At 37.2% G+C, this 22346-nt stretch carries 23 protein-coding genes and 2 tRNA genes; 21 read left to right on the forward strand and 4 right to left on the reverse strand.

Annotated elements, in window-relative coordinates:
- The first annotated feature begins 177 nt into the window (after positions 1-177).
- The 4 genes from lon to OXPF_RS02610 all read left to right on the forward strand — a co-directional run bounded on the left by lon (position 178) and on the right by OXPF_RS02610 (position 4132).
- Complete coding sequence (gene lon / locus OXPF_RS02595) at positions 178-2472, forward strand: endopeptidase La (protein ID WP_054873682.1); 2295 nt, start codon at positions 178-180, stop codon at positions 2470-2472.
- Positions 2473-2479: 7 nt separating this feature from the next.
- Positions 2480-3085, forward strand: coding sequence for a ribosome biogenesis GTP-binding protein YihA/YsxC (gene yihA, locus OXPF_RS02600; protein WP_054873648.1), 606 nt, complete (start codon positions 2480-2482; stop codon positions 3083-3085).
- Positions 3086-3265: 180 nt separating this feature from the next.
- Entirely contained in the window at positions 3266-3688 is a 423-nt protein-coding gene (locus tag OXPF_RS02605) for a hypothetical protein (RefSeq protein WP_054873649.1), read from the forward strand.
- A gap of 72 nt (positions 3689-3760) precedes the next feature.
- A complete protein-coding gene (locus OXPF_RS02610; RefSeq protein ID WP_054873650.1) occupies positions 3761-4132 on the forward strand; it encodes a hypothetical protein in 372 nt (123 codons plus the stop codon).
- 119 nt (positions 4133-4251) lie between these two features.
- Here the strand turns inward: OXPF_RS02610 and OXPF_RS02615 are convergent, their stop codons facing one another.
- Positions 4252-4698, reverse strand: a complete 447-nt coding sequence (locus OXPF_RS02615) for a bactofilin family protein (protein ID WP_054873651.1) — start codon at positions 4696-4698, stop codon at positions 4252-4254.
- Between the two features lie 439 nt (positions 4699-5137).
- On the opposite strand from OXPF_RS02615, the gene gdhA reads away from it, so the two are divergent.
- From gdhA to OXPF_RS02640, 5 genes are all read left to right on the forward strand, one after another.
- The gene (gene gdhA / locus OXPF_RS02620) at positions 5138-6472 is read left to right on the forward strand and encodes an NADP-specific glutamate dehydrogenase (RefSeq protein ID WP_054873652.1); all 1335 of its coding nucleotides are present in this window, start codon (positions 5138-5140) and stop codon (positions 6470-6472) included.
- A 230-nt stretch (positions 6473-6702) separates the two neighbouring features.
- On the forward strand, positions 6703-7200 hold the full coding sequence (locus OXPF_RS02625) for a hypothetical protein (protein ID WP_054873653.1): 498 nt from the start codon (positions 6703-6705) through the stop codon (positions 7198-7200).
- A gap of 169 nt (positions 7201-7369) precedes the next feature.
- Entirely contained in the window at positions 7370-8377 is a 1008-nt protein-coding gene (locus tag OXPF_RS02630) for an acyl-CoA dehydratase activase-related protein (RefSeq protein WP_054873654.1), read from the forward strand.
- Positions 8319-9407 carry an acyl-CoA dehydratase activase-related protein gene (locus OXPF_RS02635; RefSeq protein WP_054873655.1) on the forward strand — a complete coding sequence of 363 codons (1089 nt, stop codon included), beginning with the start codon at positions 8319-8321 and terminating at the stop codon, positions 9405-9407. Before OXPF_RS02630 ends, OXPF_RS02635 begins: the two co-directional genes overlap by 59 nt.
- Positions 9404-10378 carry an acyl-CoA dehydratase activase gene (locus OXPF_RS02640; RefSeq protein WP_054873656.1) on the forward strand — a complete coding sequence of 325 codons (975 nt, stop codon included), beginning with the start codon at positions 9404-9406 and terminating at the stop codon, positions 10376-10378. The genes OXPF_RS02635 and OXPF_RS02640 overlap by 4 nt, the downstream gene beginning before the upstream one ends.
- Before the next feature lie 222 nt (positions 10379-10600).
- On the opposite strand, the gene OXPF_RS02645 is transcribed toward OXPF_RS02640, so the two are convergent.
- Entirely contained in the window at positions 10601-11161 is a 561-nt protein-coding gene (locus OXPF_RS02645; protein ID WP_054873657.1) for a hypothetical protein, read from the reverse strand.
- 89 nt (positions 11162-11250) lie between these two features.
- Positions 11251-12234 (reverse strand): hypothetical protein, encoded by a 984-nt coding sequence (locus OXPF_RS02650; RefSeq protein ID WP_054873658.1) that lies wholly within the window; start codon positions 12232-12234, stop codon positions 11251-11253.
- A gap of 104 nt (positions 12235-12338) precedes the next feature.
- Here OXPF_RS02650 and OXPF_RS02655 point away from each other — a divergent pair, with 104 nt between their 5' ends.
- From OXPF_RS02655 to OXPF_RS02700, 10 genes are all read left to right on the forward strand, one after another.
- Positions 12339-13178 carry a glycosyltransferase family 2 protein gene (locus OXPF_RS02655; protein ID WP_160317130.1) on the forward strand — a complete coding sequence of 280 codons (840 nt, stop codon included), beginning with the start codon at positions 12339-12341 and terminating at the stop codon, positions 13176-13178.
- Between the two features lie 80 nt (positions 13179-13258).
- The gene (locus OXPF_RS02660; protein WP_054873660.1) at positions 13259-13636 is read left to right on the forward strand and encodes a hypothetical protein; all 378 of its coding nucleotides are present in this window, start codon (positions 13259-13261) and stop codon (positions 13634-13636) included.
- A gap of 110 nt (positions 13637-13746) precedes the next feature.
- Positions 13747-15024: an ABC transporter substrate-binding protein gene (locus tag OXPF_RS02665; RefSeq protein ID WP_054873661.1), complete on the forward strand. Its 1278-nt coding sequence runs from the start codon at positions 13747-13749 to the stop codon at positions 15022-15024.
- Positions 15025-15154: 130 nt separating this feature from the next.
- Positions 15155-16837, forward strand: a complete 1683-nt coding sequence (gene polX / locus OXPF_RS02670; protein ID WP_054873662.1) for a DNA polymerase/3'-5' exonuclease PolX — start codon at positions 15155-15157, stop codon at positions 16835-16837.
- Positions 16838-16987: 150 nt separating this feature from the next.
- Positions 16988-17725, forward strand: coding sequence for a PEP-utilizing enzyme (locus OXPF_RS02675; RefSeq protein ID WP_054873663.1), 738 nt, complete (start codon positions 16988-16990; stop codon positions 17723-17725).
- A gap of 71 nt (positions 17726-17796) precedes the next feature.
- Positions 17797-18219 (forward strand): DUF3842 family protein, encoded by a 423-nt coding sequence (locus OXPF_RS02680; RefSeq protein WP_054873664.1) that lies wholly within the window; start codon positions 17797-17799, stop codon positions 18217-18219.
- Positions 18212-18400, forward strand: coding sequence for a CooT family nickel-binding protein (locus tag OXPF_RS02685; protein ID WP_054873665.1), 189 nt, complete (start codon positions 18212-18214; stop codon positions 18398-18400). The genes OXPF_RS02680 and OXPF_RS02685 overlap by 8 nt, the downstream gene beginning before the upstream one ends.
- A gap of 349 nt (positions 18401-18749) precedes the next feature.
- Entirely contained in the window at positions 18750-20141 is a 1392-nt protein-coding gene (locus tag OXPF_RS02690; RefSeq protein ID WP_054873666.1) for a glycine--tRNA ligase, read from the forward strand.
- A 148-nt stretch (positions 20142-20289) separates the two neighbouring features.
- Positions 20290-20365: transfer RNA gene (locus OXPF_RS02695), tRNA-Val, on the forward strand.
- 16 nt (positions 20366-20381) lie between these two features.
- Positions 20382-20457, forward strand: a tRNA-Ala gene (locus tag OXPF_RS02700).
- Positions 20458-20613: 156 nt separating this feature from the next.
- Here OXPF_RS02700 and OXPF_RS02705 read toward each other — a convergent pair.
- Positions 20614-21093 (reverse strand): hypothetical protein, encoded by a 480-nt coding sequence (locus OXPF_RS02705; protein ID WP_054873667.1) that lies wholly within the window; start codon positions 21091-21093, stop codon positions 20614-20616.
- A gap of 446 nt (positions 21094-21539) precedes the next feature.
- On the opposite strand from OXPF_RS02705, the gene OXPF_RS02710 reads away from it, so the two are divergent.
- Positions 21540-21800: a type II toxin-antitoxin system prevent-host-death family antitoxin gene (locus tag OXPF_RS02710; RefSeq protein WP_054873668.1), complete on the forward strand. Its 261-nt coding sequence runs from the start codon at positions 21540-21542 to the stop codon at positions 21798-21800.
- Positions 21793-22101 (forward strand): type II toxin-antitoxin system RelE/ParE family toxin, encoded by a 309-nt coding sequence (locus OXPF_RS02715; protein WP_054873669.1) that lies wholly within the window; start codon positions 21793-21795, stop codon positions 22099-22101. Before OXPF_RS02710 ends, OXPF_RS02715 begins: the two co-directional genes overlap by 8 nt.
- Positions 22102-22346 lie beyond the last annotated feature (245 nt).

Consider the following 22346-nt stretch of genomic DNA (forward strand, 5'->3'; position numbering starts at 1 on the left):
CATTAAGTAAATTGAAAGATTTGTCTGGTTCATGAATACAATGATGTATATAATTGAAAAATAATGGTTTTAAAGTTATAATATATAAAGCCCGAATTTAAATTATTATGAATAATATGGAATTCGGAAGGAGGAGAGGATACATTGGAAGAACTTGAACTAATAAATAAAAAAACTATGCCCTTATTGCCTCTGAGAGGACTTTCTATATTCCCCCATATGGTTTTGCATTTTGATGTGGGAAGAGAAAAATCTATTCTTTCACTTGAACAATCCATGGTAAATGAACAGCTCATTTTTCTGGTCAGCCAGAAGGATGCAAAAATAGACAATCCTATTGAAGAGGATATCTATCATGTGGGTACTGTTTCTAAAATAAAACAGATATTAAAACTCCCCGGAGACACCATCAGAGTGCTGGTAGAAGGAATAAGCAGAGCTGAAATTATTGAAATAACACAACATGAGCCCTATTTTCAGGTAGATGTGCTTGAAAGAGAGGACACATCTATAAAGGATGCAGAAAGCGACGCTTTAATGAGAAAGCTTATGGAGTCTTTTGAAGATTATGTAAAGCTCAGCAACCAAATATCTCCCGAAGTTGTTGTAACCGTATCTGATATTGAAGAGCCGGGAATGATGGCAGATGTCATCAGTTCATATATCTTCTTAAAGCAGGCACAGAAACAGGAGCTTTTAGAGGCCTTTTCACCCAAGGACAGATTGAATAAGCTGTATGGAATGATACAATACGAGCTTGATGTGTTAAGAATTGAAAGAAAAATCGGAGTCAAAGTTAAAAAACAAATTGACAGGCTTCAAAAGGAATATTATTTAAGAGAACAGATGAAAGCCATCCAAGAAGAATTGGGCGACAAGGACGGACAGCAGGCAGAAATTGAACTGTACAGAAAAAAAATAGATAAAGCCAAGCTTCCTAAAGAGGTAAAGGAAAAAGCGCTATCAGAATTGGGGAGACTTGAAAAAATGGGCCTTATGTCTGCCGAAAGCGGAGTAATAAGGACTTATCTTGACTGGATATTGGATTTGCCCTGGAGCAAGGAAACAAAGGATAATCTGGATATTAAAAATGCTAGGGATATATTGGAATCAGAGCATTACGGATTAAAAGACGTAAAGGAAAGAATAATAGAATATTTAGCTATAAGAAAGCTGAATGAAGGAATGAAGGGCCCAATTTTATGCCTTATAGGACCTCCGGGAGTAGGAAAAACCTCTATTGTGAAGTCCATAGCCACGGCGTTAAACAGGAGCTTTGTAAGGATGTCACTTGGAGGCGTCAGGGATGAAGCCGAGATAAGAGGCCACAGAAAGACTTATGTCGGTGCCATACCAGGAAGAATAATTAACGGCATGAAGCATGCAGGCTCAAAAAACCCCGTATTCTTATTTGATGAAATAGATAAGATGAGCTCGGATTTCAGAGGGGACCCTGCGGATGCTATGCTGGAAGTATTAGATCCGGAACAGAACAATACCTTCAGAGACCATTACCTTGAACTTCCTTTTGATTTGTCAAAGGTTATGTTTATTACAACTGCTAATAATGCCGATACCATCCCGCGGCCTCTTTTAGACAGGATGGAATTAATAGAGGTTTCAGGATATACTGAGGAAGAAAAGCTCAACATAGCACAAAAGCATTTGCTTCCTAAACAGATAAAAGAACATGGCATGAAGGAAGAAAACTTAGAAATATCCGAAGCTGCCATGAGGGATATTATAAACAAATATACAAGGGAATCGGGAGTCAGAACTCTTGAGAGAAGGTTAGCCACCATATGCAGGAAAGCTGCCACCATGATAGTGGAAGAAAACAAAAACAGCATAAAGGTTAATCCTAAAAACCTTGTGAAGTTCTTAGGCACTCCAAGATACAGATATGATGTATCCGAAAAGAAGGATAAAATAGGGGTGGTTACAGGACTTGCATGGACTGCCTACGGCGGAGATACACTGCCTGTGGAGGTAAGTGTAGCAGCCGGAAACGGCAAGTTGGAGCTTACAGGACAGTTAGGCGATGTTATGAAAGAATCCGCAAGGGCAGGTTACAGCTATATAAGGGCTCATACGGACATATTGAACATCGATAAGGAATTCCATAAAAATTACGATCTTCATATACACGTTCCTGAAGGCGCCGTACCAAAGGACGGCCCATCAGCCGGAGTGACCATGGTTACTGCCATGGTATCGGCATTATCCAATAACCCTGTAAGGGGAGACGTTGCCATGACAGGGGAGATTACACTAACAGGCAGAGTGCTTCCCATAGGAGGCCTTAAAGAAAAAGCTCTAGCTGCAAAAAGGGCTGGAATAAACACTATAATAATTCCCGTGGATAACGAAAGAGATATACAGGATATTCCGGATAATGTAAGGAAAAAGCTTAACTTCATACTGGCAGACAATATAGATACCGTTCTTAAAAATACTATTTTAAAGGGGTAAAGGTTGGATGATAATAAGAAAAGCTGATTTTTTTTTGACAGCCGTACTTAAATCCCAGTACCCTTTGGATGACCGTCCGGAATTTGCCTTTGTAGGCCGGTCCAATGTAGGTAAATCTTCATTGATAAACAGTATGGTAAACAGGAAGGGGCTGGCAAGGACCAGCTCTGACCCGGGCAAGACCAGGACAATAAATTTTTTTAACATAAACGATTTTTTATATTTTGTGGATTTGCCGGGATATGGTTATGCCCGGGTATCTAAAACGGAGAAGGCATCCTGGTCCAAAATAATAGAAGATTATTTATATACCAGGAACAACCTTTTTTGCGTGGTGCTTTTGGTGGATATAAGGCATGAACCCACTGACGATGACAAAATTATGTATGACTGGATTAAAGCCAGGGATAAAAAGGTAGTTGTGGTTGCCACCAAGGCTGACAAAATATCGAAGGGCCAGTATCAGAAGCATATTTCAATCATCAAAAAGAAGCTTGTAATGGATGCAGAGGATACATTGATTTTATTTTCATCCGAAACTAAATATGGGCGTGAAGAGCTGTGGGGTTTGTTTGATAATATGCTGGGCATAGATGAACCCTTCAGAGTATAATTAAGAAAAAAGGCTATTAAGCCTTTTTTCTTTTGCAAAAATGATACCAAGGCTAAATTTTCTGCATATGTTATATTAGTACAATGCAAAGTATATGTATAATCATTTGTCACAATAAAAAAGAAGCAACATAGTATGGAATTATAAGATACATAACTCCTAGAATGGGGGGATTCTTGTATGAATCTGGGCAGTTTTTTTTCAACAAATAATAGCGGTAATAATGGGTTATTCGGTAACAACAAGACAATACTTATTATATTAATTGTCGTCGTTGTAATATTCGGCTTTGGTTATGGCAGAGGCATGTTTGGCTTTGGAGGGTCTCCGGCAGCTAAAGGCTTTCAGGCATATGGATTTATCGATCCTAAAAGCAAAAGATCCAGAAGAAGGCACGATGACGGTTACTCCTTCGGTTATGGCCAATATGGATATCCGGGTGCTGGAGCACCGCTTTCAGGCTTTGCTTCCCCTTATGGCGGATTTTTCGGAAATGACTGGTGGTTTATAATAGCAATAATAGGTCTGTTGTTCCTGTTAGGTGAAGATAATGCAAACGATAATAACAACGCTGCTAATATAAATGCAAATGTATGCTGTTAAATATCCATTTGGGTGTATAAAATTGCACCCAATCTGTACATATATAATATGCGGTGGGAAGGAGGCGTGGGATTGACCAGCCGTACGAGCAAAGACGTACATCCTGAAAATAATATGAATAATGTCAATCCAGGCGGTGATTTTAATATGAATAATTTAGGGCAATTATTAAATGGACTGGACATAAATCAATTGATGTCCCAGGTTTCACAAATGATGGGAGGTCAGATGGGCGGATTCCCCGGAGGGCAGCAAGGTCCGGCGCCGGGAGCTCCTCAAGGGCAGCCCATGGGATTCCAGCCACCTAGGGCGGCACCGAGGGATCCGCGTCTTCAACTCCTTCAGGCTATGAAACCCTTTTTAAGCAAGAGAAGGAGCGGTCTTATTGATAATATCGGCCAGCTCTACACCATAGCAAGCTTAGTAAGAAGTTTTAAAAAATAAGAGTCCCATCACCATAGCACTCAGAGATTGCTAGCGGTACCTTAGAATCTTGTTATTGTTCAATAATAATCATAAAATTATAGAGCTCCTATTCTGGGAGCTCTTATCAGTTTAAGTAATTATTTTGAAGAATTGTCGTTCTTGGCGGGATCATCGGGAAGCAGCTTTACCTTGCCGGATTCAATGGCTAATGAAGGCTCCATCATGGAACACTTTCCGTGGAAAACAGCTCCGTCTTCTATGTTTATTGACTTGACTTCCACGTCACCGTATAATTTCCCGTTGGAAGTAAGCTCTAAATTATCACTGCAAACAACATTTCCTTCCACCTTGCCGGCAATTGTTACTTTTTTGGACTTTATGTTTCCTTTTACGCTGCCGCCTTCTCCTATGATTATGCTTTCATCGGCGCTTAATTCACCGTTGATTTGTCCGTCCACTCTGATTATACCGGTTGAGACAAGCTTTCCTTCAAAGGATGAATTTGCCCCTATTATAGTTGTGTCGGCTCTGCTGCCGGGATTAATATCAACAATAGTCTGAGGGTTCTTTTTATTGTTAAACATGGTATCCTCCTTAAAAAATTTATATATTAAGCTTAATATCAAATATAAAGACAAAATTTCGTTGATCTTATATGTAATTCCTGTATATGTATAAAGAGTACATAATATATAATATCACAAATCTTGTCCTATACTAAAGAGTTTTCTTAACCATAATTGTAAATGATTTTTTAAAATATTAACGCAAAATCAATGCTTTTCTGAGATTGCAAGAATATGCATTAAAGAATTGAACTTTTAAGATACTATTCAATAAGAGTATATTCAAGAAAATTAATTTTCAGTTTCAATTAAGCAAAATCCATGCAAAGAAAATGTTTCACAAGGTTTTTGCATAGTGTAAAAATAAAGATAAATGATGTATAATTGTTATAAAAAATATAAATTTTGTGACAATTAATGTGTGTTTTTATAAGACATATGAAAGGGGAGAAGGACCATGGCAATTGTTAGTGATGTCCTTATGAATGTAAAAAAAAGAAACCTGAATGAACCTGAGTTCCTGCAGGCTGTTCAGGAGGTTTTAGAATCATTGGAGCCAGTTATCGAAATGCACCCAGAATATAAAGATGCAGGAATTCTTGAAAGAATGGTGGAACCCGAAAGACAGGTAATTTTCAGGGTGCCCTGGGTGGATGATAAAGGAATTGTCAGGGTTAACAGGGGTTTCAGAGTACAGTTTAACAGCGCCATAGGACCTTATAAAGGCGGCATAAGGTTCCATCCTTCGGTTTACATAGGAATAATTAAATTTTTAGGTTTTGAACAAATTTTCAAAAATTCCTTAACAGGCCTCCCCATAGGCGGAGGAAAAGGCGGTTCGGATTTTGACCCTAAAGGTAAATCCGACGGAGAGGTTATGAGATTTTGTCAGAGTTTCATGACGGAACTTTATAAATATGTAGGTGCGGATGTTGATGTTCCTGCCGGGGATATTGGTGTCGGAGCCAGAGAAGTAGGATATATGTACGGACAATTCAAAAGAATCACCGGTTCTTACGAAGGAGTTCTCACAGGAAAGGGTCTTAGCTTTGGAGGAAGCTTAGTTCGGACAGAAGCAACGGGCTATGGACTGGTCTATTTCGTAAATGAAATGATAAAAGCCAAAGGCTATGAATTAAAGGATAAAAAGGTCGTAGTATCGGGTTCGGGCAATGTTGCCATATATGCTGTTCAAAAACTTCAGGAGTTTAACGCAAAGGTAATTGCCATGAGTGATTCCAACGGTTATATATATGATGAAAAGGGCATAAATATTGCAACCATTAAAAAACTTAAAGAGGTTGAAAGAAAGAGGATATCCGAGTATGTGAAGGAACACCCCCATGCCGAATATCATGAGGGCCATAGAGGCATATGGAATATCAAATGCGATATCGCCCTGCCCAGCGCAACTCAAAATGAGATAGACGAAAATTCGGCCAGGCAGCTGGCTTTGAATGGGTGCTTTGCTGTCGGTGAAGGTTCAAATATGCCAAGTACACCGGAGGCTATTAAGGTATTTCAGACTAACAACATACTTTTTGCACCTGCAAAGGCTGCCAATGCCGGCGGAGTTGCCACATCAGCACTGGAAATGAGTCAGAACAGCATGAGGATGTCCTGGACATTTGAAGAGGTGGATTTTAAGCTTCAGGAAATTATGAAAAATATTTATAAAAACTGCATAAAGGCAGCTAATGATTACGGCTTCGGTGACAATTTGGCAGTAGGAGCAAACATCGCCGGATTCTTAAAGGTAGCAGATGCCATGTACAAACAGGGTGTAGTATAAATTTTAATAAAATCCGTATAAGTTTATTAATTTTGGCTAATAATATTTTTAAATAAATTAAAAGCTTTTTGTAATAAACCCCCCATCCCAGGGATGCAAAGTGCATCCCTATTTTTTTGTAACTTTGTACAAAAACTGATATACTTATCTTTAGCATGAATTTTTCGAAATTTGTAATACAGGGTAAATTTTTAAGATTTATTAGCGAATGCACATAAGGGGTTAATAAAATGGCTAAAAAAACAAAGAAACGCAGGAATAAATTCAGGATGTTTATTTTGTTGATATGCCTTTCAATACTTTCCGTATTCATAGGGGTTAAAAGCGGTGAGTATATGGCATACAAGCTTACAAATCCTTCTGGGGAAAATGAAAGCATGCTTTCAGGATTTACGGGGGAAAGCAATGCAGGCAATACGAAAAACCTATCCGAAGATGACATGGTATCTTTAACTGCCATCATCACTGAATTTGTTGCAGCAGAGCATAATAAAAAAGCTGAGAAATTGGCCTCACTGTCTGATTTGGATTATTACAACACCCTTCTTAAAAGCATAAGGTCTTTAACTGCTGCGGATATATCCATAGAAGAGATTAATTTTAAGGAAGTCTCCGAAGATGATGTAGGAATAGAAGCGGTATTCACAAAAAAAGGTAAGAGATTATCCGAAACGGTGAGATTTAAAAAGATTGATAATACCTGGAAAGTAATAAATGTTAAAAGATAAAAGTATACTTATCTCCCCATATATTAATGGTTGTACCATTTATATATGGGGTTTTTTATTGAACATTGTAAAGAATAACAAGGTATATTTTTTATCTGCAAAGTAAAGAATACTAATGTTTTTTATGAAAACACTTATAAGGTAATTAAAAAACCTTCCGGAGGTTAACATGAAGATAGGCATACCATGCGGATTATTGTATTACAGCTTTTACTTGCTGTGGAAAACTTTTTTTGAAGATTTAGGAGCAGAGGTTGTTATAAGCGGCGGCACCAATAAAAGTATATTGAATTACGGTGTAAAGACCTGTGTTGATGAAGCATGTCTGCCTGTTAAAATTTTTCATGGTCATGTCATGGAATTGAGAAACAAGGTAGACTGTATATTCATTCCCAGAATTGTCAGCATATCAAAAAATGAATATATTTGTCCTAAATTTTGCGGCTTGCCTGAGATGATAAAAAATTCAGTGCCAAATCTGCCGGTGATTATAGATACAACAATAGACATAAGAAGAACCACCGGTACCATTGAAAGCTCTTTAATGAGCGCTGCAAGGCTTATAACAAAAGACAGGGCAAGGGTTATGAGAGCATACTATAATGCCCTTTTACGACACAGAGTATTTGAAGAAAATTTAAAATCCACCGGTGATTTTGAAAGGTCGCTGGACAAATTAAATATTAAAACAAAGGATAACAGGAGAAAAATAGGTATCCTGGGTCATCCTTATAATATTTATGATGATTTTGCTAACATGGGTATAAGAAACAAGCTTATTTTTCAAGGCTTTATGCCCATAACTCCTGAAATGGTAAATGAAGATAAGATAAATTTAAATGCATCCAAAATGCCCAAAAGGCATTTTTGGACCTTCGGACGAAAAATCCTGGGCACCGGCTTAACCTTTCTCGAAGAAAAAAACGTAGACGGAATAATATATTTATCCTCCTTTGGCTGCGGCATTGATTCTTTAATGGAAGATTACATAGAAAGATATATAAGAAGAGAAAGATCAATACCCTATATGAAAATCACATTGGATGAGCACAGCGGCGAAGCCGGAGTGGATACAAGGCTGGAAGCCTTTATGGATATGGTAAAATGGAGGGAAGATTATGAAAGCAACATTTCCCCATATGGGGGAAGCATATGCGGCAATAAAAGGTTTTCTTGAAGATTTGGGAGTGGATATAGTCATTCCGCCTGCCTGCAACAAAAAAACACTGGAGATAGGCACCAAAAATTCTCCTGAATCCGCCTGTCTGCCCCTGAAAGTTAATATAGGCAATTATGTACAGAGCATAAAAATGGGAGCGGATACCGTTATCATAACAGGGAGCTGCGGACCCTGCAGGTTTGGGTATTACGGAATTGTGGAAAAAGAAATCTTAAAGGATATGGGCTATGATGTGGATGTCATAGTTTTTGATCCTCCCGGGGAGGACATGAAGGAATTTAAAAGGAGAATTAAAAAGCTTACTAACGGAAATTCCTTTTACAAAAGTGTCAAAGCCCTTTTAAAAGGCTACGAGATTGCAAAAGAGCTGGACGATATGAACAAACTCATGTATTATCTAAGGCCCCGGGAAATTAAAAAAGGCCAGGTAAAAAGCATATTCAACGAATACGAAAGGGAAGTATTCAAGGTACATGGAAGCAAAAGAATTCTTGAATTGATAAAAGAGACTAAAAACAGGCTTGAAAAAGTAGAGGTAGATAGTGAAAGAGATGTTGTAAAAATAGGAATAATAGGCGAGATTTACACAGTCATTGAGCCTTTTGTAAATCTTTATATAGAAGAAAAGCTGGGGGATTTAGGGGTGGAGGTTGATCGGTCCATGACCGTCAGCGGCTGGATCAAGACCAATCTATTTGCCAAGCTTGTAGGCTTTAATGAGGAAAAAGCCATAATAGATGCCGCAAAACCATATCTTCCAGCCATGATAGGGGGCCATGCACAAATTTGCATAGGCAATGCAGTTTTATATTCAAAACAAGGCTATGACGGAGTAATACAGCTTTTACCCTTCTCCTGCATGCCGGAAATTGTAGCCAGCAGCATATTGCCCACGTTATCAAAGAAGGAAGATATACCTTGTATGACTCTTGTAGTGGATGAATTGACGGGAGAATCAGGATATGTGACAAGGCTGGAGGCTTTTATAGATATGATAGGCAGAAAAAAAGAGGTGATTGGTTTATGAAATACTATTTAGGCTTGGATGTAGGATCTGTGAGTACCGATATCGTAGTTCTGGATGAAAATGAAAATGCGGTAGAGAAGCTTTATTTAAAAACGGCAGGCAAACCCATAAATGCAGTTAAATCGGGCCTGGCAGAGATTAAAAGAAGACTGGGAGATATAAACATACAGGGTGTGGGCACAACAGGCAGCGGCAGACAACTGGCAGGGGTCATGGTAGGAGCCGATGTTACGAAGAATGAAATTACTTCCCATGGAGTGGCAGCATTAAAAATAAACCCTGACGTTAAGACCATATTTGAAATAGGAGGCCAGGATTCCAAGATAATAATTATAAGAGACGGGGTAATTGTGGATTTCGCAATGAATACCGTCTGTGCGGCAGGCACCGGTTCCTTTCTTGACAGGCAGGCTTCAAGGCTTAACATACCTATAGAGGAATTCGGTGACAGAGCCCTAAAATCCACAACTTCCGTAAGAATAGCAGGAAGGTGCGCAGTATTTGCTGAGTCTGACATGATACACAAACAGCAGTTGGGCTACAGTGAAGAGGACATAATAAACGGGCTTTGTGAAGCACTGGTGAGAAACTATCTTAACAATGTGGGCAAAGGTAAGGAAATATTGTCTCCCATTATCTTTCAGGGCGGCGTAGCAGCTAACAAGGGCATGAAAAAAGCCTTTGAACAGGAATTGGGCCAGGAAATTTATATACCTGAAAATCATGATGTGATGGGTGCCATTGGTGCTGCTATTATTGCAAAATCCAATGCAAGCAAGAAAAAGAGCACAAGCTTTTATGGCTTTAACATGATAGATTTTGATTATAAAACCAGAAGCTTTGAATGCAGCGGTTGTTCAAACCTTTGCGAAGTGGTGGAGATTTACATAAATGACCGTGTAGGAGCAAGATGGGGCGGGCGCTGCGGCAAGTGGAACCAGGCAGCAGAAAAAGAAAAAATAGAAGCATAATTCAAGAGGCATCCATTGATATACTGGAATCACATTTATGGATGTCTCCTACCTGTATCTTAGTGACGCTTAAATACACATCATTTTAATGTTATTTTTAACCGTCATTATAGTATGTTATTAACTTATAAATTATATAGATATAACAAAGGGGCTGCTTTTCAGATTAAGGTCACCCCCTAAAATACTTGATTTTATCTCATTATTACTGCTACATAATGACTATCTGTAATTATTTTTTGCTGAAGGTTCAGGCATTTTCTTTGCTGTATATTCTGCAGCATTTTCCTTTACAAAATCTTTATCATCTATATCAGCATTAAGTTTAAATAAAGTTGTTTCGAGTGTTGTATTTAATATATTGTCCTCACCGAATACTTCATATTTTAAAAGTATGCCCGTATTTTTTTCAACTAACATTTTAAATCTATTACCGCCTAATTTTTCAGATAAATATGACTCTAATGTTCCCTCTACCTTATAAACGTCATAATTGAGGTATTTTTCTTCTCCTGTAATATCCCACTTACTATAGTCTTGTAAAAACGAAGCAGCTATATCTTGAGGAAATAAACTTCTTTGTGCTATTCCCATATGAGCCTGGTCTACCCTTAATAATATTGTTTTGTTTCCATTAATGTCTTTATTATATCTATCTTTAGCCTTTATATACTTTGAATCCTCTGCACTATATTTTACTGCTGGTGTAATTACTGATTGCTTTTCTTCTTCAAAGTATACATGATACTTATCACCATCAAAGATATGGGTTTTACTTGCCACTCCATCTAAAAATGTAATAGTTTCAAAGGATTTTGCGGTTTGACCATTTATTTTATACAGCCTGTAGAAGCACAGAATAAAAGGGGCAATTACTGCCCCTTGAACTTTATAGTATCAATTTTATGTGTATTACCGGAAGAGATGCTTACTTGCGTCTCTATTTCAGCTATATAATTTTCAACCTTTATTTCAGCTCCGGATTTTCTGAATACTATTAATCTTAGTTCCCAACGGACAGCTTTAGGATTATTTTTAACGTCCGGCACTTTATCCTCACCTATGTAATCCTGAAGTTGAATGCTTAAAATATCTTTCGCAAAGCTTTTTAAGTAAAGAATATTTTTAGAATTATTAAGCCAATCGTCGGTAAAACAGGTTCTTAAAACTTCTAAGTCATAGGTTTTATCATCATATGAAGTATTTAACATGTCAATGAGGACTTTTACTTTATCATATCCTCGCGGAATGATGTCAAGGTCTGTATTTACCTTACTGTAATTTTCAGCGGACCAGGTATAAGCGCTGTATGCATCTTCCCTGCCTGATGCTTTCTCTTCTGTCACCACTTCGGGAATGCTGTCCTTGTTTACATCCAAAAGATAAATACCCATAAAGGAGCCGGACAATACATTTGAATATCTTCGGCCATCCCATCTGAAAATATATGAAAGGTTTGAATCGTTAGCCTCGGACAGCTGGAATATAATTTCCGGCATATTATCAATGTTTATGTCGGCTACCGTCACCTTAAGAGGCCACCAGGATATGTAATGCCCAAAGGTCTTTGCTTCAGGACTTTTGGATATATTGTGCCTTGTTCCGTCATCATTCAATATCTCGATGCTATACTCCTTTTTTTTATTATCTATATATATGTTTATAATATCCTTTTTACCGTTTCCATTGGTATCAATAGATATTGACCTATATGTATCTATAATGCTGCTCATTGTAAATATAGTGGGGCTTTTGCTTTCAGAAAGCCTCAGGACGGAGTCGTAAAAAAAACTTATCATCAGGCAAAAGAAGGTCAATAGTATGAAATAGCTCAATCTTCTGTAGGATATAAACATGGTTTGATACCTCCCTTAAAGTAGTTTTGAATATGGATGCAGGATAAAAGCGTTTGTTTAATTCAAGCTAAACTGCTGTTTTTAATTGCTGGTATTAATATATGATGGAAAATTTACAAATAATATTAAATGCATTGAAGTTTAAAGAAAGGATGATAAATTTGAAGCTATATACATTGCTGCCCTGCTATAATGAAGGTGAGGCCCTTCCCAAACTATTAAATTCAATGAATGATTATTTTAAGATAAGAAAATTAAAGTATGAAATCGTCATAATTAATGACGGCAGCACAGATGGTACCCTGTCAGAAGCGAAAAAATGGCAAGGGGATCTGAATATAAAAATACTTAATCATGAAGGGAACAAAGGCTTAGGAGAAGCCGTCCATACAGGGCTGTTTTATTTTTTGAATATCTGCAATAGCGGTGATTATGCCGTTGTTATGGATGCTGACAACACCCATAACCCCATGATTATAGACTCAATGCTTGATAAAATGAAATCCGGCTGCGATGTGGTCATAGCATCAAGGTATGAAGAAGGGGGAGAAGAGATTGGCTTATCACTTTTAAGAAGAATGTTCAGTTTTGGAGCAAATACTCTTTTAAATGCTTTTTTTAATATAAAAAATGTAAAGGATTACACCTGCGGTTACAGGATGTACAGTGCAACTGCCATAAAGAAAGCTTATGCATATTATTCCGACAGCTTTATAGAAGAGAGCGGCTTTACATGTATGGCTGAAATACTTATAAAGCTCAATCACATAGGCTTAATAATAAAGGAGGTTCCCCTGATATTAAGATATGACCAAAAGATGGGCAAAAGCAAAATGAAGGTTATAAAAACCATAAGGAGATATTTTTTTCTATTAAGGACCACAAAAAAATACAGGCCCAAGCCTATTAATAAACCCGTATTGCTCCCGAATAAGCAAAAGTGACAAACAATTAATATTATTTTTGTAACAAAGCATATAGAGCCTCTATATATTATTATATATGCAATAAAGAGGTGAGCTTAATGCGGCTTTATTATCATAAAGACACAGAGGAAAATAAAAAACCCGATATTATAATCACTGCTGTTTTTATCGTTATTTTAATTATAGGTTTGTCCATTTGTCCAAAAGGAACATTATATGAAGTAAACGAAAGCAATATAAGGGATTACTCCATAAGCCTGTTTTTAATATTTGTGTCAATCATATACTTCTTCATAAGCCTGGCATTAAAGTACAAGGATAAATGGAAGTCGGTAAAATTCATTATATTGATTATTTTTATAATCTGCGGAATATTTTCTCTTGTTTCCATATCCGCCGGCAGCGTTAAGCTTATTGCAGGTTCGTCAGTGCTTTTCGGCATGCTTATGGGTTCTGTCCTTGCCATAATTATATGAGCATTCAAAGGATAAAAATATAAATTATATATTAAATAGCTTGAAAAAACTTTTAAAACCAAATCCAAAATATTATAATGGTTAAAGAACTGTGGAAAGAGGATGAGCAAATGAAAAAAATAAAGTTAATATCCATACTTGTGGCAGCGTTAATGACGCTGACTTCCTGTATGAATAAAATAGAAAATTCACCTATCGTGGGTTCAAAGCCCGTTACTTTAAGCTTTTATACCTTCTATGAAAAAGATGAACAGGCTGTTGCCTATAAAGAAATAATAGAAGAATTTGAACGAAGCCATGAAAATATTAAAGTTATCTTAAACGCCGGCGGCTCCAATTATGATACAAAGGTTTTAAATGCATTGAATTCCGAAACACCGCCGGATATAATAGGCCTGCAGCGAGGCAAGGTCATGGAATTATCTTCAGCCGGAAATTTAAAGGACATTACAGATTGGGTAAATTCAAATAATATAAGCGATAATTATTACGGTGTTAATTTGGGCTACGGTAAAGTTGATGATAAATATTACGGTTTAGGCGATCTTCCTTATGTAACCCAGTGGTATTATAATATGGACATGTTCGATAAGGCTAAAATAGAAGAGCCTAAAACCCTCGATGAGCTTATAGATGTCTGCAATAAGTTAAAGAAAAATATCCAGACTCCCATTGCCATAGGAGCAAAGGACCCCTGGGCTCTCAATACTTTCTTTGGCATGATTGCAGCCCAGACTGCAGGAAATGGGCAATTGACGAAGGCTGTTATTGCCAATAGCAGGGAGGATTTTACAAACATAAAAGGCTATGTTGATGCCATTGATATTGTAAGTCAGCTTGTAAAGTCGGGAGCTATAAATAAAAGGGTAGCTGATTACACTTACAATGATTCAATCGAAGCTTTTGTACAAGGCAAGGCCGCAATACTGCCTATGGGTTCCTGGGCTGTTGAAAAAATTGAAAAAACAAAGCCGGATAACTTCAGCTATAAAGCCTTTGACATTGCTCCGATATTTGTGGAAAGCCCGGTATCCCAATACAGTGCGACAGCTATACAGGTTATAACAGTGAACTCCAAAACAAAGCATGAAAAGGAAGCAATGGAGTTTATGGACTTTTTAATAAGCGACAAAGCTCAGGAGATATTCAGGGATTATAATGTAATATCCGGTTTAAAATCCGTAAATACAAATCCTAAGAGCCAGCTCGATAAAATAACTATAGAGCAGCTTAACAAGACAAATGAAGACTCGGTAATGTACGTTGACGATATATCAAAAAAGATGATGGAATCAACAGCAGCAAATCTTCTTCGAATCATTAAAGGTCAATCCGTTAAAGCTGATACTTTGTGGAAGCAAGTTATAAACGAGTCTGTTGCAGAATAGTGATTTGGTTATAATACGAACCAGATATAGACATCTAATTACAAAGGAGCGCCGCCGTTAAAATCAGGAAGATTTTCCGGCCGGAAAGCTCTTTGTAATTAGATGTAGTTGTATATAGGGGGGAAATGCTTTGAATAAGAAGGAAGTGGCGAAACTTCTTAAGAATATTGGAGAGCTCCTTGAAATAAAGGGTGAGAATGAATTCAAGGTTAGAGCTTACTATAACGGCGTAAAAATAATTGAAAACCTGGATGAGGATATTATAACCCTCGTAAAGGAAGATAGATTAAAGGATATGAAGGGCATAGGAAAGGCCTTGAACGATAAAATAAGCGAATATGTAAATACGGGGGAGATTCAATATTATAACAATCTGGTGAACGACACCCCGAAAGAAATATTTGAATTTTTAAAAATACCGGGACTGGGGCCTAAAAAAATAAGAGACCTTCATTATAACATGGGCATTAAAACATTAGGTGAGCTGGAGTATGCCTGTGTCGAAAACAAATTATTAAATTACAAGGGCTTTGGAGAAAAGAGTCAGGGCAAAATAATGGAAGGCTTAAAAACCCTGAATAAAAACAAGGGTAAATTTTTATACAGCAATGCCTATGATATAGCCCATAATATTATGAATGAAATAAAAAAGCTTGATGCAGTAAAGACCATGGAGCTATCGGGGACTTTGAGAAGGAAATGGGAATGGATTTCAGAAATTGATATAGTTATCTGTACGGAGAATAAAAAGGAATTTTTAAACCGGATAAAAGAGCTGAATTTCTATTCATCCTTTCAAGAGGAATCCGATAAAATAAGCGGTATGACAAATGAGGGAATAATGCTTAATATATATATGGCATCCCCGGATGAATACATATATAAACTCTTTGAAACCACCGGCTGCAATACTCATGTAAATAAAATTAAATCTCAAGTTTCCCAGGAAATGATTTTAAATGCAGGAAGCGAAGCGGAAATATATAAAAGCTGTGGGTTGGAATACATAGAGCCGGAATTAAGGGAAGATGAAGGTGAAATAGAAAAGTCCCAAAATAATAAGCTTCCCAAGCTGGTCACTCTAAAGGATATAAAGGGAATATTTCATGTACATACAAATTACAGCGACGGAATAAATACTATTGAAGAAATGGCTTCTATGGCAAAGGCGATGGGATATTTCTATATAGGCATTGGGGACCACAGCAAATCCTCCTTTTATGCCAGGGGGTTAAGTGAGTCGGATGTCAGAAAGCAGCTCTATGAAATAAGTCTTTTAAATGATAGCAGCAAAGATATGAGGATATTCAAAGGAATTGAATGCAATATTCTGGAGGATGGCGCCTTGGATTATGATGATAGTATATTAGAGCTTTTTGATTATGTGGTAGCTTCGGTCCATTCCGGATTTTCCATGAGTGAGGAAAAAATGACGGATAGAATAATAAAAGCTATGTCTAATAAATATGTAACCATATTGGGACATCCTACAGGCAGGCTGCTTTTATCTCGGAAACCTTATAAAATGGATTTTGAAAAAATTATAAAGGCTTCGGTAGATTATGGTGTAATTCTCGAAATAAACGGAAATCCCCACAGGATGGATTTGGATTGGAAGATGATTAAAGAGGCAAAAAAATACGGTGCCAAATTTGCTATAAACCCCGATGCTCACAGTATTGAAGGTATCTACGACACATTATTTGGGCTTAACATGGCACGAAAAGGAGGGCTTGAGCCTTCGGATTTAATAAATACAATGGATGTTTCAAAGGTAGATATGTTGTTTAAAAACAAGAGACTCCGGTCATAAACCAGACCGGAGTTTTTGTATACCCAATTAATTAATAAGTGTATATAGGGAATAATAATTAAAGCATGCTATATGTATTCATAATTATACATAATATAAGCTTTTGTGGTATAATTATACTAACAAAATTTATACTGTGGAGTGAAAATTATGCTGATAGCTTCCGGGGTTTCATTAGGAGTAGGAGTATCAAAGGCAAAAGTATTTATAAAAAATCAGATGAAATTTAACATCTATAATACCGTAAATGTAAGTTTAGAGCTTGATAAAGTGGATTACTGCATTAAAGAGACAAGCGCAGAGTTAAACTCCATCTATTTGGCTTTAGGTGAGGCAAAGAGTGATTCCGTTCATAAAGTGCTTACCAAATATATATCGGCAATAAACAGTCCCCATCTTGTAAATGATATAAAGGAAAGAATTGCGGCAGAGGGGATAAGTGCCGAATGTGCGATTACAAGCATGATGGAGGACATAAACAAAATAGTCAAAGGCTTGGATGACGAGTATTTAAGCGAAAGGTCGGAGGACATAGAAGAAATAAAATGCCGCCTTTTAAATAAAATTACCGGGTATAATTTTATTGATTTTTCGGAGATTACAGAAGAATGCATTGTTGTGTCAGAAGACCTTACACCGGGGGATGTACTGAATATGAATCCCACCTTTGTAAAAGGCATTGTTACCATAAACGGCGGACCTACATCCAGCACTTCGGTAATGGCAAGGCGTATGAACATACCTGCCGTAACAGGAACAGGCCGTGAAGGAAGAAGCATAAAAAACGGTGATATACTCATAGTCGACGGAAACAGGGGAAGAGTTATAATAAACCCCGATGAAAGGGAATTAACATCTTATGGCATAAGAATATATGACAATTTATAGATTGATTGCGACACCTTTTAAGGGTAATATAAAGATAAGAAGACAAACTAATGATTTTAAGGAGAAGCAGCATGAGAATAGCCGTTATCGATGGACAAGGCGGAGGAATAGGCAAGCATATAATAGAAAAATTGAGGTCCAAACTGAGCATTGAAAATGAAATACTTGCACTTGGTACCAATGCCCTTGCCACATCAGCCATGTTGAAGGCAGGTGCTAACGAAGGAGCAACAGGAGAGAGCGCAATAGTTTTTAACAGCGACAAGGTAGATATAATAATAGGCCCCATTGCAATCGTACTCGCTTATTCCATGTTAGGGGAGCTGACTCCAAAAATGGCGGAGGCTGTGGCAAAATCACCTGCTAGAAAGATACTGATACCATTAAATCGGAATAATGTGGAGATAGTAGGAGTAAAAAACGAGCCTCTTCCCCATCTTGTGGATTATATAATTGAAGAATTAAAGATAATGGAGGATGATAAAAATGTGTGAAGCCAGTGCATATCTAAGAAATGGCGATAAAGATGAATTGCTCTTGCAGGATGTAAATAAAATAACACCCGATGGCGATATTCTGATTATTGAAGACATATTCGGTGACAGAAAAATGGTCAAAGGAAAAATAAAAGAAATAATACTTTTAGACCATAAAATAATTATTGAAAAAAATTAATCTGGATAAAATAAAGTATAGGACAACTTGCTTGACAAAATTATTCATTTTGATATGATATTAGATAAATGTTCATATGTGCAATGACAGGGAAAAGTATCAGTTATCACTGCTTTAAGAGACCTAGGTGTTGGTGGGAGCCCGGGAGCATATAGCTTTTGATTAGGAGCCTTTGAGCACGTGAATTCAAGAGGACCTTGTGTCAATTAGGGTGGAACCGCGGAAGTAACCTTTCGTCCCTTACGGGATGTAAGGTTTTTTTATTTTATTTGGGGACATATTCGCCTGCCTCAGGCTCGCAAATGATAAAAGGCGATGTGTTACCTAACATTGAATAGGAGTTGAAAGTATGGCAACAGAAAAGACAATGGAAAAAATAGTAGCACTATGCAAGGCCAGAGGATTTATATATCCGGGCTCGGAGATATACGGCGGATTGGCTAATACCTGGGATTACGGCCCTCTGGGAGTGGAGTTTAAAAACAACATCAAAAAAGCCTGGTGGAAAAAGTTCATACAGGAATCCCCCTATAACGTAGGTGTGGACTGTGCAATATTGATGAACCCGCAAACCTGGGTTGCATCCGGCCACGTAGGCGGATTCAGCGATCCCTTAATGGACTGCAAGGAATGTAAGGCAAGATTCAGGGCGGATAAGTTAATCGAAGAACATTTCGTTGAAACAGGAAATAAAGACGCGCTGGTGGATGGCTGGAGCAATGAAAAGATGCTTCAGTACATTAAAGATAACAATATAAAATGCCCTGAGTGCGGAGCCCAAAATTTCACAGATATAAGGAAATTCAACCTTATGTTTAAAACCTTCCAGGGTGTAACAGAAGATGCGAAGGCAGAAATATTTTTAAGGCCGGAAACAGCACAGGGTATATTCGTTAATTTCAAAAACGTTCAAAGGACTACAAGAAAGAAAGTTCCTTTCGGAATAGGACAGATAGGAAAGTCCTTCAGAAACGAAATCACTCCCGGAAACTTTACTTTCAGAACCAGGGAATTTGAGCAGATGGAACTGGAATTCTTCTGCAAGCCCGGCGAAGATATGGAGTGGTTCCTATACTGGAAGGATTACTGCAAAAACTGGCTGTTAAGCTTAGGGATGATACAGGAGAACATGCGCTTAAGAGACCACAACAAAGAGGAATTATCTCACTACAGCAACGCAACAACCGATATAGAATACCTTTTCCCCTTTGGCTGGGGAGAGCTTTGGGGTATTGCTGACAGGACCGACTTTGACTTAAAGCAGCATGCAAAGCATTCAGGCGAAGATTTAAGCTATCTTGACCCCTTCACAAACGAAAAATATGTGCCTTATTGTATTGAGCCATCATTAGGAGCAGACAGGGTTGCCCTTGCCTTCTTATTGGATGCATATAACGAGGAAGACCTAGGCGACGGAGATTCAAGGGTGGTATTAAAACTTCACCCGGCATTGGCACCAATTAAGGCAGCAGTTTTACCGCTTTCAAAGAAATTAAATGAAGGGGCTTTAAGTCTCTATGAAAAGCTTCAGAAGAAATTCAACGTTGAATACGACGAAGCAGGAAGTATAGGGAAAAGATACAGAAGGCAGGACGAAACCGGAACACCTTTCTGCATAACCTTTGATTTTGACTCCTTAAATGACAATTCTGTCACTGTAAGGGACAGAGACACTATGCAGCAGGTGAGAATCAGCATTGATGAGCTGGAAAAATTCCTTGAAGAAAAAATGGTGTTTTAAATAAATCTATATAGATTATGCAAGATACCTCCATAACGGGGGTATCTTTTGTGTTTTTAGATTAATTTAAGTATTGCTTTTTTTCAGAATATTATATAGAATAATGTATACAGCCACTTTGGCAAAGGAAAACTATACATGTATTATTGGGGCGTTAACTCAGCTGGTAGAGTGTCATCTTGACGTGGTGAAAGTCATAGGTTCGAGTCCTATACGCCCCACCACCAAAAACATAAATATGGGGGTATGGCGAAGCTGGGATCGCACTTGAATGGCATTCAAGGGGCCAGGGGTTCGAATCCCCTTATCTCCACCACAAAACGACAAAAGCCCTGAATTCAACGATTCAGAGCTTTTGTCGTTTTTAGGGTTTGACAAGGTCTGGAAGGGTACAATGTTTTAGGAATAGAATTATACAACTCGTTTTACTCGCCACTATATGACCCGGACACTGTGGAAAGAGGTATATTAATTAGTTTTTATTTTTCAAATACTCTCTGGCTCGTAATTTGATAATGTCTATATATTGTCTATAGTATTCACCTAAGAAATCTGGGTAAATATAGCACAAGGTATTTAAAAAGTCGTCTATATAATCTTTTTTTATGTCTTGAATATCATGGAATGGTTGGAGATAATATTTTAGATACTCCTTTCCATACTTTTCTGAAATTTGCTTATAATCGTAGTCGAAGTCAAACAAATTTCGATTTTCTCTATTATCTTGTAATTGTTTAAGAATTTGTTCAGCTATTTTTTCCTTTATATTAGAACCTTTGAAATCGATATCAATTCCCAGCATATCTATAGAAAAGTTAGGAATAGTAAAAGAAGCGGTATTATCAATTTTGTAGATATAATTGTCAGAGGTTAGAACAATCTCGAAAGTATCGGATTCTGTAAACAAGTTGTATAATGCTTTATATTTAAAGAAATCTTTCCAATTTAACACTTCATTACTCAGAATAAAATCAATGCTTACTAACTCTTTAACAATGTTTAAATACTCTATACCTGCAATGTATTCGGTATTAAAGTATTTTCTTTTTTCCTCAGGGCTTATACTAAAAAGCTTTACAGAATGTGCATGTATGCTATTTTTATTATATGATAAGAACGTATGTTTGAAAATAAAAACTTAAAATGAAATAGAATTAACATTGAAAGGTTTGATAAATATAAGGTTGAAACAAAATTTTTTGATTATCTTCGTATCTCTTTCACAAATATGAGAATTGCAAGTAGAAAACGATTTTTATATACAACCAAATTAGAATTTTTTTAAGATAAAAAAATTAACTATGAAGAAAACCAAATAAATTGAGTTATACTAAGTTATATTTTTGATACTAAGGTATAATTGTGGTATAATAATACCACAGAAAGGAGCTGACGGTTATGCCAAAAATTATCCCGATTCGAGACTTAAAAAATACTAGTGAAATCTCTCAAATGTGTCAGGAGGCAACTGAGCCGATATATATTACCAAAAACGGCTATGGCGATATGGTTATCATGAGCGTAAAAATGTACGAGGAAAAATTGTTTATGTTGGATGTATATAACAAACTTGCTGCGGCCGAGATGCAAATAGCCGAGGGAAAGGTGTTTGATGGAGATGCTTCTTTGAAAAGCATAAGAGAAAAATACAATGTATAAGCTGGTTGTATCGGAGATTGCCCATAAGGATTTGGACAATATCGTCTCATACATTGCCGTCCAGCTCGCGAACCCTATGGCAGCTACAAATTTCCTCAACGAAGTGGAAAAATGCTATGGCTATTTGAAAAGCAATCCGCTTATGTATGAACGGTGTCATGATGCTCACTTGGAAAAAGAAGCCTACCGCAAAGCGGCTATCAAAAACTATGTGTTAGTTTATAAGGTTGATGAGCCGGTTAGAGTGGTTATCATTTACCGCTTTTTCTATGGCGCTCAGGACTATGTGAAACTGATATAAAAAAATTTAGCTTTCTTAATTGAAGTATGTGTATGGTTAGCTTTTGCTATTTATTACTGTTATTCGTAAAATCAACTCTAAATACATAATTAAAGACGATATTGATCATGGCATATTTTTTGGACTAACTATAATGCTCCCTCTTTCGGCAATCTGGAGAGACATGAACACTCGTACAAACAAAACTAATAAAAAGTAGCGCCCCCTGGTTATAACAAAAAAACAGGAGGGCGTATTTTCTTATT

Origin of the sequence: Oxobacter pfennigii, assembly GCF_001317355.1 — a bacterium.
In the GTDB taxonomy this organism is placed as follows: domain Bacteria; phylum Bacillota; class Clostridia; order Clostridiales; family Oxobacteraceae; genus Oxobacter; species Oxobacter pfennigii.

Bases quoted from the DNA above. Each gene is read 5' to 3' on its own strand.
- lon (WP_054873682.1), top strand. From the start codon at position 178: ATGCCCTTATTGCCTCTGAGAGGACTTTCTATATTCCCCCATATGGTT.
- yihA (WP_054873648.1), top strand. From the start codon at position 2,480: ATGATAATAAGAAAAGCTGATTTTTTTTTGACAGCCGTACTTAAATCC.
- OXPF_RS02605 (WP_054873649.1), top strand. From the start codon at position 3,266: ATGAATCTGGGCAGTTTTTTTTCAACAAATAATAGCGGTAATAATGGG.
- OXPF_RS02615 (WP_054873651.1), bottom strand. From the start codon at position 4,698: ATGTTTAACAATAAAAAGAACCCTCAGACTATTGTTGATATTAATCCC.
- gdhA (WP_054873652.1), top strand. From the start codon at position 5,138: ATGGCAATTGTTAGTGATGTCCTTATGAATGTAAAAAAAAGAAACCTG.
- OXPF_RS02625 (WP_054873653.1), top strand. From the start codon at position 6,703: ATGGCTAAAAAAACAAAGAAACGCAGGAATAAATTCAGGATGTTTATT.
- OXPF_RS02630 (WP_054873654.1), top strand. From the start codon at position 7,370: ATGAAGATAGGCATACCATGCGGATTATTGTATTACAGCTTTTACTTG.
- OXPF_RS02635 (WP_054873655.1), top strand. From the start codon at position 8,319: ATGAAAGCAACATTTCCCCATATGGGGGAAGCATATGCGGCAATAAAA.
- OXPF_RS02640 (WP_054873656.1), top strand. From the start codon at position 9,404: ATGAAATACTATTTAGGCTTGGATGTAGGATCTGTGAGTACCGATATC.
- OXPF_RS02650 (WP_054873658.1), bottom strand. From the start codon at position 12,234: ATGTTTATATCCTACAGAAGATTGAGCTATTTCATACTATTGACCTTC.
- OXPF_RS02655 (WP_160317130.1), top strand. From the start codon at position 12,339: ATGGAAAATTTACAAATAATATTAAATGCATTGAAGTTTAAAGAAAGG.
- OXPF_RS02660 (WP_054873660.1), top strand. From the start codon at position 13,259: ATGCGGCTTTATTATCATAAAGACACAGAGGAAAATAAAAAACCCGAT.
- OXPF_RS02665 (WP_054873661.1), top strand. From the start codon at position 13,747: ATGAAAAAAATAAAGTTAATATCCATACTTGTGGCAGCGTTAATGACG.
- OXPF_RS02675 (WP_054873663.1), top strand. From the start codon at position 16,988: ATGCTGATAGCTTCCGGGGTTTCATTAGGAGTAGGAGTATCAAAGGCA.
- OXPF_RS02680 (WP_054873664.1), top strand. From the start codon at position 17,797: ATGAGAATAGCCGTTATCGATGGACAAGGCGGAGGAATAGGCAAGCAT.
- OXPF_RS02685 (WP_054873665.1), top strand. From the start codon at position 18,212: ATGTGTGAAGCCAGTGCATATCTAAGAAATGGCGATAAAGATGAATTG.
- OXPF_RS02690 (WP_054873666.1), top strand. From the start codon at position 18,750: ATGGCAACAGAAAAGACAATGGAAAAAATAGTAGCACTATGCAAGGCC.
- OXPF_RS02710 (WP_054873668.1), top strand. From the start codon at position 21,540: ATGCCAAAAATTATCCCGATTCGAGACTTAAAAAATACTAGTGAAATC.
- OXPF_RS02715 (WP_054873669.1), top strand. From the start codon at position 21,793: ATGTATAAGCTGGTTGTATCGGAGATTGCCCATAAGGATTTGGACAAT.